Source organism: Parabacteroides sp. AF17-3, assembly GCF_003635445.1.
Classification (GTDB): domain Bacteria; phylum Bacteroidota; class Bacteroidia; order Bacteroidales; family Tannerellaceae; genus Parabacteroides; species Parabacteroides goldsteinii.
Genome location: NZ_QTMM01000016.1, coordinates 188,177 through 200,888, shown reverse-complemented (window position 1 = coordinate 200,888; position 12,712 = coordinate 188,177). Strand labels below are relative to the sequence as shown.

Here is a 12,712-nt window from a genome sequence, read left to right as displayed (position 1 = left end):
GAAATAAGAATTGAATAGTACGCCCTCAAATAAACCTAACAAATACCTACAACTAGGTAAGCTCAACCACTTTTTACCTACTATATGCGATTGCGCAGGCTTCCCACACAAGCTAATTTTGCCAAAAATTTTAAAAAGGCATGAAAAGATTAGTGAATTTCCTAACGTTAGCGATATGTGTTTGCTGCCCGGTTTTAGCTCAAGAAAGCGAGATGAACTCTACCGTTAAAGCAAAAGAGGTCTACGATGATTATCAAAAGTTTCGTTTCGGAGGTTATGGGGAGATGGCTGCCAGTTACTTAGATTACGATTGGAATTGGACAACAGCCAACGGAACAGCAAAAAGAAACAGAGGAGAAATATCCATACCTCGTTTTATTTTAGCGTTTGACTACAAGTTTTCCTCCAAATGGGTGTTAAGTTCCGAAATCGAATTTGAATACGGAGGCACCGGAGCTGCCCGGGAAATCGAATGGAAAGAAGAAAATGGGGAATATGAAACAGAAATTGAAAAGGGCGGTGAAGTAGCTCTCGAACAATTTCATATTTCTTATTTAATGAATAAACATTTAAATTTCCGCTTCGGTCACATGATCGTTCCTGTCGGATTAACGAATGCGCATCATGAACCTTTGAATTTCTTCGGGGTATATCGTCCCGAGGGTGAAACGACCATCCTGCCTTCCACCTGGCATGAAACAGGAGTTGCCCTGTTTGGTGACTTAGGTAATTTCGACTATGAATTACAATTGGTTTCCGGTCTTGACCCGCAGGCTTTCCGCACAGAAAACTGGGCAGGAAAAGCGACTCAGGGCGCTTTCGAAATCAGCAATTTCACAAGCCCGGCATTTGTAGCACGCGTCAACTATAATGGAGTAAAGGCATTCCAGGGACTACGCGTCGGAGCCTCTTTCTATTACGACCAAATGGCTAAAAACGGAACCAAACCCACAAGAAACAGTAAGTATAAATTCCCGGTTACGATATTTTCGGCAGATGCCCAATACAAGAGCGTGAATAACAGTTTGATTGCTCGCGCCAACATCATATATGGCAATCTGGAGGACAGTGATGCATTGACCAGTATAAACAATGGTTCTTCCAATGCTTCCGGTTATCCCAAATCAACCGTAGCCAAAAATGCCATAAGCTATGGAGGTGAAGTAGGCTATAACATTGGTTCTTTCTGTGGAAAAAAAGCACCTAAGATTTATCCGTTTGTACGTTACGAATTTTACAGTCCCATGTACAAGATGGAAAAAGGAGGCAATGTCAAAGTCGCAGACAAACGTCTGGAAAAGAGCCTTATAACGGCAGGTTTAAATTATTATGCACTCCCCAATCTGGTTATAAAAGCAGACTATACCCACAAAATTGTAGGTGGAGGCGATTACAACAGCCAGAACATGGCATCTATAGGCATTGCTTATATAGGCTGGTTCATAAAAAAATAAAAAGAGAAAATATAAATTTATAATAGAATTTGAAAATGAAAAAGAGTACATTATTTCCCATCTTATTAATGGGAGTTTCATTGAGTTTCTTTTCTTGCAGTGACGACGATCCCGATAACAATGCTCAGGGATGGACTTTTGACCTCTTGCCTAATGACACAGGTACAAAACCGACAGAAGCACAAATGAGTGCGACTGTTACACAATACGTAGATCATGTTGTATTACCGACTTATAAGGATTTATTAGACAAAATGACTGCTTATACTGCTGCCGTAGACAAATTCGTAGCATCTAATAGTCAAAATGACCTCTCCGATGCATGTACCGCCTGGCGTGCTGCCCGTGTGCCTTGGGAACAATCGGAAGCTTTTCTTTTCGGTGTCGCAGATAAAGGTTTGTATGATCCAAGCTTGGATAGCTGGCCATTGGATAAAAATGGGATTGATAAAATTATAGAGTCCGGAGATTTTAGTAATGTAGATGGTGATGTTGATGACGACGAAGACGCACCTGCCGATGCTCCTCAAAACCTTCGTGGCTTCCACACAGCAGAAAGAATGTTGTTCGATAACGGCGATCCCCGTCAAATATCGAAATCACCTTTCAGTGACAATGAAAAGAAATATCTTCAAATTGTATCTAAACACATGCTGAAAGATGTTACAGCATTATATAATGGATGGGACAAAGGTTTAGGAGATATCAACGTACCAACTTCTTACGGGGAAGCGATGAAAAAACATGACGGGACTTCTGCTTATACTGGGTTAAGTTCTATTTACCAGGCTATTGAAACAATACTAAACGGAAATAACGGAATGGCTGGAATTTCTAATGAAGTGGGAACAGCTAAAATTCAAGATCCTGTTGATAAATGGAATGAGAGTAACAAAGATGCATCTGACCCGAACAACCCGGGAGTATTAGCCGTAGAATCATGGTATAGCTGGAATTCTATCGATGACTATGCAAACAATATTGTCAGCATCAAAAACTCATACTTCGGAGGCCGTGACCTGGATAAAGAGAATGCAAGTACCAATAGTCTGCATGCGTTGGTCAAGGTTATAAACCCGACATTGGATAGCTTGATGGTTGTACAGATCGACAAAACAATTGAAGCGATAGAAGATATGCCACGTCCATTCCGTAACAATCTGGGAGCTGAAACAGAAATCAAGGCTGCGACGGATGCATGCAAGGAATTGACAAACGGATTAGGAAAAATCCGTGCCAAGCTTTCTGCTGAATAACACAAACATAATATAAGTATCGGGAAGGAACCTTATAACAAAAAGGTTCCTCCCCCCTTTTGCATTTAAGCTATATATCAATAACCAATAAAATGAAACAGAGATTACTCATATATTTCTCTATTATCGGATGTTTGCTTTGCAGTTGTGAAACGGAAGATATCGAGAACTGGCTAGTCAAAAAACCGAATGGGCAGACAGCATCTCCCGAAGAACTCTCTGCCGGTATCTCTACCATTTTTTCCAGTGCGCCGGACGCCTATGACTCTCAATCCGAGTGGGTGACAGGAGAACTGGAAAAACGTTTTAACAGCGGTGACGGACTATATGACGACGCACGTGGCGTAGAAAATGTATCCGGAGGTGGCTTAGGTCCGCTATATGCCGGATATTCCTGTGGAAGCTGCCACAAAAGTACCGGTAGAACACGTCCTGCCATAGCAGATGGCGGGTCAGGAGCCGGTTTTTCTTCGATGCTGATTTACATCTCCCGCAAAAGTGGGGGTTACTACCCCGACTACGGGCGTGTCTTACACGACCAGGCCATTTATGGTACAAAGCCGGAAGGACGCCTCAAAATAACGACATCCGTACAAAAATACAAATTTCCTGATGGCGAAGAATACGAATTGATGACGCCTCACTATCAGGTCACAGAATGGTACGCCGACAGTATCCCGATGTCGGATATACGCATATCTGTCCGCCAACCCCTACGCCATGTTGGAATGGGACAAATGATGGCGCTCGATCTGGATTTACTGAAACAAATTGCAGCAAAAAGTAATTATCCGGAATATGGTATTAGCGGACGACTCAATTATGTAACGGAAAAAGGAAAAAAACAGATCGGTCTTTCCGGAAACAAGGCAAACCATCAGGATCTGACTGTTGAACTCGGTTTTTCTTCAGACCTGGGTGTAACAAACGACCGTTTCCCGCATGAAGTAGGCGAAGGACAAAGTAATATGATGGGATTTGCCATGTCGGGAGTACAGGTATCGACTGAAGATATGGAAGATGTAGACTTATATTTGCAAACTTTAGGTGTACCGGCACGTCGCAACATTAATGACGCTACTGTAAAAAAAGGAGAGCAACTATTTTATCAGGCTAAATGCCACCTTTGCCATGTAACCACCCTAAAGACACGGCCACGAGGAACCGTCTTGCTCAACAATACAGAACTTCCTCAACTCGGCAATCAAATCATTCACCCCTATTCGGACTATTTGCTTCACGATATGGGAGTGGAACTGGGTGACGATTATCCAAGCGGAATAGCAAACGGCAACGAATGGCGTACTACACCGTTATGGGGACTGGGATTACAGGAAGTGGTCAACGGTCATAGCTATTTTCTGCACGACGGACGGGCACGCAACCTGACGGAAGCCATCATGTGGCATGGCGGCGAAGGAGCCGCATCCCGCACATTATTCGCCCGTATGAGTAAAGATGACCGTGAAGCTCTTATTAAATTTCTTCAAAGTTTATAAACAAGTCAAACAAATTGAAATGAAAAAATTATATATCGCGTTGACAGCAGCATTATTATCTGCAACAATTCAGATACAAGCACAAGATACTACTAAAAAAGAAATTGACGACAAATACGTAGAAAACGATGTGGTCTCTTTGGCAGGTAAGAAAGGGTTCTCTTTTTCGACAAAAGCTGGTGATTTCCTGTTCAAACCTTATGCCCTTGTACAGGCTAGTGCAACCTATAACCGATATGACGACCAAGGACTGGAAAGCCATTATGCTAAAAATGTGGCGAACTCTGGTTTTGCCATACCTAATGCCATCCTCGGTTTTACAGGGAAGGCATTCAACAAAGTTACTTTCAACTTATCATTGAATCCGGCCAAAAGTGGTGGTGCACTATTGCAGCAGGCATGGTTCGACATTGCTATAAAAGAATCTTTCCGTATCCGCGCCGGTAAATTCAAAACACCGTTTATGCACGCTTATCTAAGCACATTGGGAGAAACGTTGTTTCCCGTATTACCTTATTCGGCCACGCGATCCATCTTACTTCCTTATGACCTCAATTATGTGATACCGAGCATGTCGACTGGTTTCGACCTGGGTGTCATGGTACACGGATTAGTCAATAATAAATGGGAATATCAGGTAGGTATATTCAATGGCACCGGCATCGATGTCAATACAGCGACAAAGACGAATTGCGATGATCACGAATGGTTACCATCCCTACTCTACTCCGGCCGTCTTGCCTTTATGCCGAAAGGAGAGATGCCGAACTCCCAAGGTTCACCGGAAAATCTGAATGATGATAAGATGTCTATCGCAGTTTCTGCCTCTTACAACGCTGAAGCCGAATTTTTGTCCGCCAGCGATACCCGTGTAGGACTGGAATTTACCTGGATCAAAAACCGCTGGTATTTTGCTGCGGAAGGTTACTTCATGAATATGCATTTTACTAAAATCATGCAAAAACCGGATAAAAATTTCTGGGGAGCTTATGCACAGGCGGGATACTTTATTACACCGAAACTGCAGGGGGCATTGAGATATGACGTATTCGACCGCAATGCTACAGATGACGGTGGTTTGTTAAATATGCCGGCAATAGGAATGAACTATTACTTTTTCAACAATAACCTGAAATTGCAGGTCATGTACCAGTATATGGGACGTACCGGACACGCCACCCAAGGTGACCGCGACGAAGACGGTATCGGTATCGCACGCCATTCGGCAACAGCAATGTTACAGTTTACGTTCTAATAAACTTATGTATTATGAAGAATAAATATACAGGGTTCGTTTGCTCCTTTCTTCTAATGCTTTGCGGATGCGATGAAGGAACAATTTATCCGGACGAAACGATCGACTCGGGACGAACCGCCTCCGTAACAGTAACCTTCAAGGGGATTGATGCCTGGCCGAAAGAGAACTACTTATCTCTTGCAGCCTTTGGAACAGACACGCAAATCCCCTTATTGACAAAACGCATCTCCAAACCGACAATCGACGGCAGAGAACGGACAGTCAAACTGAACAACCTGAGTCCTGATACAAAAAGCATAAATATTGCCATTATCAGCAATGGGAAAAAAGTGATCTATTCATACTGTAACCAGCCGGTTGAAAACAATGGAGAGAATATTGAAATTAATTTTGGAGAGTTAGAATTGGCAAGCTTCAAACGTATCCAGTCTCAGGTATTCAAGACAAACTGTCTGTCCTGCCATGGAGAGAGTAGTTCCGGATTAGCAGGGAACCTCGATTTGAGGGAAAATACAGCTTATAAATCATTGGTAAACGTTAAAGCACCAGTCTCGGAAGAAGGAATGAACTATGTAACGCCCGGTGATCCTCATAATAGTTTTATACTCGAGATACTGGAAGAGAATCCTATCCATAAAGATATGTTCAACAGTACAGGTAAGCAAGAAATTCTCGCGCTTATAAAAACATGGATACAGGAAGGAGCTCCCAATAATTAATGAGGAATAACAAAACAGACAATGACATTCACAACAAAAACATACGAACAAGACTTTATTCACGCTCAAATTTGTTCTTTTGAAGGCAAGGGAGGGGTGACGGAATATCATATTATGTTTTCCGTTACCGACCCTTCACTTTCTTTCGGGGAACAGTTGGATTCTTTACAAAGAGCATACGACGCAGTGACTAAAAAAGAGGTCGGTAATGCCGTAGCCGTTTTCCGTCGCTACTTTCTGAGCGATGCGGCCAACCAGGCGGATATATTGATGGAACGGGAATGTGAAAACCCGTTCTGCGCCTTATCCATCGTGCAACAGGCACCCCTCAACGGCACAAAAATAGCCTTATGGGCCTGGCTGCAAACCGGGATGGTGACAGAAACCTGCAACTCAGGAATGTTTGAAGCATCCCACAACGGGTATCGCCACCTATGGAACGGAGGTGCACACAACAAGGCAGCGACTTCCGAATACCAGACCCGGTTGCTACTCAACGATTATGTGTTGCAACTGACCGAACAACATTGTACCCTGGCTGCCGATTGTATCCGGACCTGGTTCTTCGTACAGAATGTAGACGTCAATTATGCCGGCGTAGTAAAAGCCCGCAAGGAAGTTTTCATCACGCAGAACCTGACGGAAAAGACACATTATATATCCAGCACCGGTATAGAAGGACGCCATGCCGATCCGGATGTATTGGTACAAATGGATGCCTACACGGTCGACGGCCTGCAACCGGAACAGATACAGTTCCTGTATGCTCCCACCCATCTCAATCCGACCTATGAATATGGCGTCACTTTTGAACGGGGTACCGCCGTCTCCTACGGCGACCGTAAACATATCTTCCTGTCCGGCACAGCCAGTATCGACAATAAAGGCGAGATTGTCTATCCCGGCGACATATTGAAACAGACCGGGCGGATGATGGAAAACATCAGCGCCCTACTGGAAGAGGCCGGGGCTTCCATTGGCGACATCATGCAGGCCATCGTTTACCTGCGCGACCCGGCAGACTATGAGAATGTACAGAAATATATCAGTACCCATTATCCGGAATTGCCGCACCTTATCGTACTGGCACCGGTATGCCGTCCGGGATGGCTGATTGAAACGGAATGCGTGGCTATTATACCGGCCGACCTTCCGCAATACCCCTGTCTATAAACATAACATCCTAAAAATAACAACTATGTATAAACAAGGAAAATACACAGAGACAGATAAAATGAGCGACCTGATTTGCGAGAACTACCCGATGGTTCTCGTAATGAGCCGCTTCGGCATCGACCTGGGATTCGGAGAGAAAAATATCGGCGACGTATGCCGGCAGAACGAAGTGGACAGCTGTACCTTCCTGACCGTTGTCAATTTCCTGACGGAAGAGACTCCCGCCGTGATAAACGGTATCGACAACTGCCTCTCTGTCGGTTCACTGATTACCTATCTGCACAATGCGCACGATTATTTCCTGAACTTCCGCCTCCCACATATCCGCCGCAAACTGACGGAAGCGATTATCGGCTGCCCGGGTGATATTGCCTTCGCCATCACCAAATTCTTCGACGATTATGTTTATGAAGTACATAAGCACATGTCGTACGAAGAAAAGATTGTCTTTCCTTATGTTCGCAATCTACAGGACGGTGTGAAGGACTCCAAATATAATATCAGCATTTTCCGCAAACGGCACGACCAGATAGAGATGAAAATCGTAGAGCTTAAAAATATCCTGCTCAAATACTATCCCGGGCCTGACAATTACCTGCTGAACAGTGTCCTGTTCGACATCTTTGCCACCGAACAGGATCTGGCCTCTCATAACCGGGTAGAAGATTACCTCTTCGTTCCCGCCGTACTGGCAATTGAAAAAACAATAAAATGACTACTGCTTTATGAGTCCTAACATCAAAATAGCTATTGCCGAACCGTCTGCCATTATCCGTTGCGGACTGGTTACTTTACTGAAACGACTGCCCGGACTTCGCATCCAGCTCACAGAAATAGCAACCGCCGAATGTCTCATAGAAAGTCTCCGCATGCATCGCCCGGAGGTCTTGATGATTAACCCGGCGTTACCCGGTTATTCCGGCATACAACGTTTAAAGGAGGAATGCGGATGTCCCGAAATGAAATGCCTGGCCCTTACGTATATGGCTACCGACCATACCCAGCTCCGGTCGTACGATGACCAGATTAACATCTACGACAGCCCGGATGAGTTAAAGCATAAACTGGAACGGCTAAACGCAGAAGAAGCCTGCCCGGATACAGGAGAAGAGGAACAGCAGACACTTAGTTCGCGCGAAAAGGAGATTGTTATATGTGTTGTGAAAGGAATGACTAATCGCGAAATAGCTGACCGCCTCTATCTATCTACCCATACGGTAATCACACACCGCCGCAATATAGCCCGCAAACTGCAAGTACATAGTGCCAGCGGTTTGACCGTATACGCAATTGTAAATAAACTGATTGAATTGAACGACATAAAAAAAGCCTGATATATTTTTCTCACAGCTTTTGTTTTCTTTTCACATTCCAAAATTTGGGTTCATACTGATATGCTGTATCTTTGGGAAAAGAAACAAAATATATCAGGATACCATGAATCTAATTTCCAAACAATACGATAAGACAGAGGTGCAAATCACCTCATTCGAGACTAAAAAGGGTATTACAGAATATCATCTTCTCTTCCAACAAACGGATTGCCTGGAAGATTACCCTACCCAACTACAGAATCTTCTGCAAGCCTATACGCAATGTGTAGAAGAACTTCCCGGAAACCCGACAGCCGTATTCCGCCGCTACTTCCTGAGCGATGTCACCAACCAGACAGCATCGCTGATGGAACAGGACCGCAGTAACCCGTATTGCGCTTTGTCCATCGTACAACAGGCACCGATGAACGGTACTAAAATAGCTCTTTGGGCATGGCTTCAGACCGGAGTACAAACGCAGGTTCTTCCCAGTAACCTGTTTGAAGCGCGTCATGGCAACTACCGCCAACTATTCGGGGCTAACCTGTGTAACCGTGCTGCCAATTCGGAGTATCAGACACGGCTCATCTTCCGCGATTATATCATGCAGCTGACGGCCGCCAACTGCACGTTGGCAAACAACTGTATCCGTACCTGGATATTTGTTCAGAACGTAGACGTGAATTATCCGGGAGTCGTCAAAGCCCGCAAAGATGTATTTGCAACACAGAACCTGACGGAAAACACTCATTTTATTGCCAGTACCGGCATTGAGGGACGCTATCAGGATACCAATGTTTTCGTGACAATGGACACGTATGCCGTATCGGGTATCGGACAGGAACAGATTCAATATCTCTATGCCCCCGACCACCTGAGCCGGACGTATGAATATGGCGTGACTTTTGAAAGGGGAACAGCCATTACGTATGGAGACCGCCGTCATGTGTTCGTTTCAGGTACCGCCAGCATCGACCGGTATGGTGAGATTGTACATCCGGGAGATGTCATCAAGCAATCGGAACGTATGATTGAAAACATCACCGCCTTGCTGAATGAAGCCGGAGCCGACCTGAACGACATCATGCAGGCCATCGTCTATATCCGCGACACAGGTGATTTCGCCCGCATCGAACAATACATGAAAGCTAATCATCCGAATATGCCTTACCTGATTGTCCGCGCCCCGGTATGCCGTTCCGGCTGGTTGGTCGAAATCGAATGCCTGGCCGTCGTTGCCGTAGACGAACCGGAGTATCCGCCGCTATAATTGATTTATAATTGCTACATTTGCAGCAGAACTTTAAAAATAAAGCGATATGACATTAATAGAACGCAAACAACACCTTATCCAACGCTTGCAAACTGTATTCGACGAACATCTTATTAATGAAATCGAACAGTTACTCGACCAAAAGGAGCAAAAAAACGATATCTTATACTTTTCTTCGGAATTAAAAGGAAAGATAGACTGTGCTTTGGAACGAATGAAAGCAGGAAAAGGAGTTTCTGATGAAGAAATGAAAAAAAAATTTGCCAAATGGTTAACGCCAGAGCAATAATATGGGATGAAGAAGTCTTGCAAGAATTAGAAGAAATTGCAGACTTTTATGACGAGCGTAATGGTAATACCCGGTATAGCAGTTATTTATTAAACAAGTTTAGAGAAACAATAAAGCAGGCTGTATCCTTTCCTTTGTCAGGAAAAGCTACGGAATATCCTCATTTACGATATCTTATTGCTGTTCCGGAATACTCCCTCTTTTATCATTACAGCGATGAACTAATTACCGTTCTCGTTTTATGGGATAACCGCCGTAATCCGGAGCGTCTGGCCTATACCTTACGTAATCAGGACCCGCAATATCTGAACGAACCAACGGTTCCTTATGAAAAGCAAACGTCCTCAACAAACGTGAAAGATTAATAACGTTCAAAGTCATTAAGAGAAAAAGGAGTACCTTTGGAGAATTAATAACACCAAAACAAGAAAGAAACAGCCTATGTATAAAAATGGGAAATACCGGGAAACCGACAAAATGAGCGACCTTATCTGCGAGAACTATCCGATGGTTCTTGTGATGAGCCGCTTTGGTATTGCCTTGGGATTCGGAGAAAAGAATATCGGAGAAGTATGCCGCCAGAACGGAGTAGACGCCTGTACTTTCCTGACAGTCGTCAATTTCCTGACGGAAGAAATTTCCGCTCCCGTCACCAACGTAAGCAATTGCCTCTCCATTGAAGCATTAATTACCTATCTGCATAACGCACACGATTATTTCCTGAATTTCCGTCTACCGCATCTGAGAAGAAAACTTCTGGAAGCCATCGCAGAATGCCCGCAGGACGTAGCATTCGTCATCCAGCGCTTCTTCGACGAATATGCCGATGAGGTCAATAAACACATGTCATACGAAGAAAAAGTCGTTTTCCCGTATGTCCGCGGCTTGCTGGAAGGGAAAAAAGACCCGAAATACAATATCTCAATTTTCCGCAAACGGCACGACCAGATAGAGATGAAGATTATCGAACTGAAGAATATCCTCATCAAATATTATCCGGGGCCCGGAAGCAACCTGTTGAACAGCGTGCTGTTCGACATCTTCGCGACAGAACAGGACCTTGCCTCCCACAACCATGTGGAAGACTACCTTTTCATGCCTGCTATACTTGCTTTAGAAAAAACAATAAAATGATGCCCTATGAGCACCAATCTGAAAATCGTTATTGCTGAGCCTTCCGCCATTGTCCGCTACGGGCTGGAGACCATGTTGAAACGTCTCCCCGGCCTGCGTATCCAGGTATCAGAAATAGCGACTATCGAATCACTTACGGAGGACCTCCGGACACACCAGCCGGATGTCCTCATCATCAATCCTTCCATCCCGGGTTACTTCACTATCCCTCACCTGAAGGAGATGACGGGTTGCCCGGATATGAAATGCCTGGCCCTGCTCTATTCCGTAGCCGAACATGCCGTTATCCGGTATTATGACGACCAAATCAGCATATTCGACAGTGCAGACGAAATGAAGCTCAAACTGGAGCGCCTGCATGCCAAAAGCGAAGACGGCGAAGGGGATGGCGATGAACAACAGACATTGAGTACCCGCGAAAAGGAAATCGTTGTCTGTGTCGTCAAAGGAATGACCAACCGCGAAATAGCCGACCGTCTCTTCCTTTCCACCCATACAGTCATTACGCACCGGAGAAATATCGCCCGCAAATTGCAGGTACATAGTGCAAGTGCATTGACAGTATATGCCATTGTCAATAAGCTGGTAGAGCTGAGCGATATTCAAAAGCCACGGGAATAATCCGGTTCATACCGTATTAACATAACAAATACAAAAACCATCGTTTTTCTTATAATTAATCATAACCTTTCACCCTTTTTATCAAACAAACCAAACAATCGCCGGAACCGCCCTGTTAAGAAGGAAGAGTATAACTAATATTGAATATCACATGAAGAAATTCTTTTTAATAGGGGCAACGCTATTATTATCCCTCTATGCAAGTGCACAGCATGTAGCATTAAAGAATAATATCGTCTATGATGCCACCGCCACTCCAAACTTAGGTCTGGAAGTGGGATTAGGGAAAAAGGTTACAATGGACCTTTCTGCGGGTTATAACCCATTCGAGTTCAACAACGACAAACAAGCCAAACACTGGCTGGCCCATGCAGGCGTACGCTTCTGGACCTGCGAGAAGTTCAACGGTACATTTATCGGTGTACACGCCTTGGGCGGACAGTATGACGTGGCCGGTTTCAAGCTGCCGTTCGACATGTTCAAGAAACTGCGCGACCATCGCTACGACGGTTATATGTATGGCGGCGGTATCAGTATCGGACATCAATGGATTCTGAGCAAACGCTGGGGTATTGAAGGCGAGATAGGTGCCGGTTATGCCCGTATGCACTACGACGAATATGCAAAAGGCAAAGACATGCCCAAACTCCGTACCGGCAACCACAACTATTGGGGCGTAACAAAAGCCTCCATCTCATTTATCTATTTTATCCACTAAAA

The 12,712-nt window shown here is 44.5% G+C and carries 14 protein-coding genes; all 14 read left to right on the top strand.

The annotated features are described in order from the left end of the window. The first annotated feature begins 140 nt into the window (after positions 1-140). Positions 141-1,454 carry a hypothetical protein gene (locus tag DWW91_RS20770; protein ID WP_046146252.1) on the top strand — a complete coding sequence of 438 codons (1,314 nt, stop codon included), beginning with the start codon at positions 141-143 and terminating at the stop codon, positions 1,452-1,454. Positions 1,455-1,489: 35 nt separating this feature from the next. After that, a complete protein-coding gene (locus tag DWW91_RS20765) occupies positions 1,490-2,710 on the top strand; it encodes an imelysin family protein (RefSeq protein WP_046146251.1) in 1,221 nt (406 codons plus the stop codon). 92 nt (positions 2,711-2,802) lie between these two features. Next, entirely contained in the window at positions 2,803-4,209 is a 1,407-nt protein-coding gene (locus DWW91_RS20760; protein WP_009859730.1) for a di-heme oxidoredictase family protein, read from the top strand. Positions 4,210-4,228: 19 nt separating this feature from the next. Further along, positions 4,229-5,464: a porin gene (locus DWW91_RS20755; RefSeq protein WP_009859731.1), complete on the top strand. Its 1,236-nt coding sequence runs from the start codon at positions 4,229-4,231 to the stop codon at positions 5,462-5,464. Positions 5,465-5,478: 14 nt separating this feature from the next. Then, complete coding sequence (locus tag DWW91_RS20750; RefSeq protein WP_009859732.1) at positions 5,479-6,186, top strand: hypothetical protein; 708 nt, start codon at positions 5,479-5,481, stop codon at positions 6,184-6,186. A gap of 21 nt (positions 6,187-6,207) precedes the next feature. After that, complete coding sequence (locus DWW91_RS20745) at positions 6,208-7,359, top strand: Rid family hydrolase (protein WP_122328815.1); 1,152 nt, start codon at positions 6,208-6,210, stop codon at positions 7,357-7,359. Between the two features lie 25 nt (positions 7,360-7,384). Then, a complete protein-coding gene (locus tag DWW91_RS20740) occupies positions 7,385-8,077 on the top strand; it encodes a hemerythrin domain-containing protein (protein WP_010800662.1) in 693 nt (230 codons plus the stop codon). A gap of 10 nt (positions 8,078-8,087) precedes the next feature. After that, positions 8,088-8,696, top strand: coding sequence for a response regulator transcription factor (locus tag DWW91_RS20735; RefSeq protein ID WP_122328814.1), 609 nt, complete (start codon positions 8,088-8,090; stop codon positions 8,694-8,696). A gap of 103 nt (positions 8,697-8,799) precedes the next feature. Further along, positions 8,800-9,945, top strand: a complete 1,146-nt coding sequence (locus DWW91_RS20730) for a Rid family hydrolase (RefSeq protein WP_122328813.1) — start codon at positions 8,800-8,802, stop codon at positions 9,943-9,945. A gap of 49 nt (positions 9,946-9,994) precedes the next feature. Next, a complete protein-coding gene (locus tag DWW91_RS20725) occupies positions 9,995-10,237 on the top strand; it encodes a hypothetical protein (RefSeq protein WP_046146247.1) in 243 nt (80 codons plus the stop codon). After that, positions 10,216-10,602 carry a type II toxin-antitoxin system RelE/ParE family toxin gene (locus DWW91_RS20720; protein WP_122328812.1) on the top strand — a complete coding sequence of 129 codons (387 nt, stop codon included), beginning with the start codon at positions 10,216-10,218 and terminating at the stop codon, positions 10,600-10,602. Before DWW91_RS20725 ends, DWW91_RS20720 begins: the two co-directional genes overlap by 22 nt. Before the next feature lie 76 nt (positions 10,603-10,678). After that, the gene (locus DWW91_RS20715; protein ID WP_010800666.1) at positions 10,679-11,371 is read left to right on the top strand and encodes a hemerythrin domain-containing protein; all 693 of its coding nucleotides are present in this window, start codon (positions 10,679-10,681) and stop codon (positions 11,369-11,371) included. Positions 11,372-11,377: 6 nt separating this feature from the next. Then, positions 11,378-11,992 carry a response regulator transcription factor gene (locus DWW91_RS20710; protein WP_046146245.1) on the top strand — a complete coding sequence of 205 codons (615 nt, stop codon included), beginning with the start codon at positions 11,378-11,380 and terminating at the stop codon, positions 11,990-11,992. Positions 11,993-12,143: 151 nt separating this feature from the next. Next, positions 12,144-12,710 carry a DUF3575 domain-containing protein gene (locus tag DWW91_RS20705; protein WP_009859741.1) on the top strand — a complete coding sequence of 189 codons (567 nt, stop codon included), beginning with the start codon at positions 12,144-12,146 and terminating at the stop codon, positions 12,708-12,710. Positions 12,711-12,712 lie beyond the last annotated feature (2 nt).

Coding starts and splice junctions, on each gene's coding strand:
- DWW91_RS20710 (WP_046146245.1), top strand. CDS start 11,378: ATGAGCACCAATCTGAAAATCGTTATTGCTGAGCCTTCCGCCATTGTC.
- DWW91_RS20750 (WP_009859732.1), top strand. CDS start 5,479: ATGAAGAATAAATATACAGGGTTCGTTTGCTCCTTTCTTCTAATGCTT.
- DWW91_RS20720 (WP_122328812.1), top strand. CDS start 10,216: ATGGTTAACGCCAGAGCAATAATATGGGATGAAGAAGTCTTGCAAGAA.
- DWW91_RS20765 (WP_046146251.1), top strand. CDS start 1,490: ATGAAAAAGAGTACATTATTTCCCATCTTATTAATGGGAGTTTCATTG.
- DWW91_RS20770 (WP_046146252.1), top strand. CDS start 141: ATGAAAAGATTAGTGAATTTCCTAACGTTAGCGATATGTGTTTGCTGC.
- DWW91_RS20725 (WP_046146247.1), top strand. CDS start 9,995: ATGACATTAATAGAACGCAAACAACACCTTATCCAACGCTTGCAAACT.
- DWW91_RS20715 (WP_010800666.1), top strand. CDS start 10,679: ATGTATAAAAATGGGAAATACCGGGAAACCGACAAAATGAGCGACCTT.
- DWW91_RS20755 (WP_009859731.1), top strand. CDS start 4,229: ATGAAAAAATTATATATCGCGTTGACAGCAGCATTATTATCTGCAACA.
- DWW91_RS20760 (WP_009859730.1), top strand. CDS start 2,803: ATGAAACAGAGATTACTCATATATTTCTCTATTATCGGATGTTTGCTT.
- DWW91_RS20735 (WP_122328814.1), top strand. CDS start 8,088: ATGAGTCCTAACATCAAAATAGCTATTGCCGAACCGTCTGCCATTATC.
- DWW91_RS20705 (WP_009859741.1), top strand. CDS start 12,144: ATGAAGAAATTCTTTTTAATAGGGGCAACGCTATTATTATCCCTCTAT.
- DWW91_RS20740 (WP_010800662.1), top strand. CDS start 7,385: ATGTATAAACAAGGAAAATACACAGAGACAGATAAAATGAGCGACCTG.
- DWW91_RS20730 (WP_122328813.1), top strand. CDS start 8,800: ATGAATCTAATTTCCAAACAATACGATAAGACAGAGGTGCAAATCACC.
- DWW91_RS20745 (WP_122328815.1), top strand. CDS start 6,208: ATGACATTCACAACAAAAACATACGAACAAGACTTTATTCACGCTCAA.